General features: G+C 64.0%; 1 protein-coding gene. It reads right to left on the reverse strand.

Annotated elements, in window-relative coordinates; translation table 11 throughout:
• Window positions 1–350: 350 nt before the first annotated feature.
• Window positions 351–1,571 carry a sensor histidine kinase gene (locus D3273_RS27675; protein WP_129230255.1) on the reverse strand — a complete coding sequence of 407 codons (1,221 nt, stop codon included), beginning with the start codon at window positions 1,569–1,571 and terminating at the stop codon, window positions 351–353.
• Window positions 1,572–1,691: the final 120 nt, after the last annotated feature.

Below are 1,691 nucleotides of genomic sequence, written 5' to 3' on the forward strand. Positions count from 1 at the left end.
CGCCGTGCCGAACCGCCTCCGCCGAGCCCTGCTCTAAAAGCCAGCCATCCGCAACGTGGGCCCGGCGCACCGCTTACGCCTAATCGCGATCGGCATACCGTGATCTGCGAGGTACGCGACGAGACGGGACGCATCGTGTACCGCGGCGATATCACTTTCCAGGGAACGCGGTTCTAGGTCCACGTCGGCCGGTTCTCCTAGGGTACATCCAATTTGGACTGAGCGGCAGCCCCGGCCAGCATGAGCCGTAGTAATCTAACCCTATCGGTGCTTCTCTCACGCCTTCTGATTGAATATGACCGGGGCCGACCATAGGTAGAACCAGCACAGATATCCTATACCGCCTGCTCCTAAGGCGTGAATTCCAACACGAAGCGCGTGCCGGGGTTGGAGTTCTGCCAAACCGGCTTGCCGCCGAGCTGGCGACCGAGACGAGCGATCAGCTTCATGCCGAGGCTCTTGGACTTCGTCGTATCGAACTCCGCTGGCAGCCCGGGGCCGTGGTCGCGGACCTCGAAGCGGAGTTCGCCTCGGCCGAGCGGTGTCAGGGTCAACCTGATGTCGCCTTCGGCCTTGGGCGAAGTGTACTTGATCGCGTTGGTGACCAGCTCGTTGGCGAGCAGGCCCAGCGTCACCGCATCGTCAGTCGAGATCAGTACTGGGGCAATGTCGTAGCTGACCGCGTGCTCGGGACCGGCAGCCTGAAACTGCTGACACAGGCCGCCGAGGAACTCGGCCAGATCGATGCTGTGCACCTCCTCCGTCCGCCACAGGCGGTCGTGGACGGCAGCGATGGTCTGCACGCGATTCTCCGCGTCGGCGAGAGCGCGGCGCACCTCGTCGTGGTCGGACGCCCGCGCCTGCATGCTCAGCAGGCTCGCGACGATGGACAGGCTGTTCTTGACCCGATGGCTGATCTCCTTCGTCAGCACGCCCTGGTGTTCGAGGGCCTGACGGAGCTGCGCGTCGCTCGTGCGCAACGCCCCCTCCGAGCGCTGGCGCTCGATCGCCACCCCAAGCAGGTTGGCAAACCCTTGCATGAAGGCGAGGTCGGTGCCGGTGAAGCGACCCTGGACCGGGCTGTCCACTTCCAGCACGCCGAATTTGTCCTTGCCGCTCCGCAGCAGCACGTTGATCGCGCGCTTCACCCCGTGATCAACCAGGATCTGCGGCGTCCGAAAACGAGTCTCGCCCTGCAGGTGGTTGGAGATCACTGGCTCACCGGTCTGGAACGCGTAGCCCGCCGGACTTCCGAGGTCGGCCCCGGCGCGTGCAACGCCTACATAGCCAGGCTTCCAGCCCACCCCGGCGCGCATGAGCAGATCGCCTTCGTCGGGCTGGTACTGCATGACCTTGCAGAGTCTGGTCTTCATCCCTTCGCCGCAGACTTCAGTGGCCTCCTGCAGCAGCGCCTGCACGTCATGCGTCTTCAGCGCGAACAATCCGAACTCGGCGGTAAGCTCCTGCTGGCGCAGACGGTAGGCCAGCTCCTCGGCAGTGGTCGCACCTTGTTCTGGCGTGACGGCCGAGGCGGCCTCGCGTCGAACGTCGGTCGGCTGCTCTGACGTCATGATGTTCCTTGGACTTGGTGCATTCTACCTGTTCCATCCCGCCCTAGTGCTCTGAGTCATTCGTTTGATGCACCCTGAGCTTGGCCATGACGCTGGCGGCTGAGGCGGTCCAGATGAAGG

This window comes from Lichenibacterium minor (assembly GCF_004137685.1).
In the GTDB taxonomy this organism is placed as follows: Bacteria; Pseudomonadota; Alphaproteobacteria; order Rhizobiales; family Beijerinckiaceae; genus Lichenihabitans; species Lichenihabitans minor.